1 protein-coding gene is annotated in these 315 nt (G+C 50.2%); it reads right to left on the reverse strand.

Going from position 1 to position 315, the window contains the following annotated elements:
- A partial coding sequence (locus J0A66_RS22540) for a malic enzyme-like NAD(P)-binding protein (protein ID WP_277603625.1) occupies positions 1–315 on the reverse strand: 315 nt, incomplete at both ends.

Here is a 315-nt window from a genome sequence, read left to right on the forward strand (position 1 = left end):
CGGCACCCACAAATACCACTTTTTGCTCAGAAAGCTTGGCGCCGTTGGTACGACAGGCTGCCAACAGAGTGCCTACTGTCACTGCTGCCGTGCCCTGAATATCGTCGTTAAAGCAGCATACTTCGTTACGATAACGATTTAGCAGAGGCATGGCATTTTGTTGGGCAAAATCTTCAAACTGGATCATGGCATCCGGCCAGCGACGCTTCACCGCTCGGATAAAATCTTCCATAAAGGCGTCATATTCTTCCTGGCTGATACGCTTGTGACGCGCGCCCATATACATTGGATCGGCCAGCAATTTTTCGTTGTTGG

Origin of the sequence: Bowmanella dokdonensis (assembly GCF_017254865.1) — a bacterium.
Classification (GTDB): Bacteria; Pseudomonadota; Gammaproteobacteria; order Enterobacterales; family Alteromonadaceae; genus Bowmanella; species Bowmanella dokdonensis.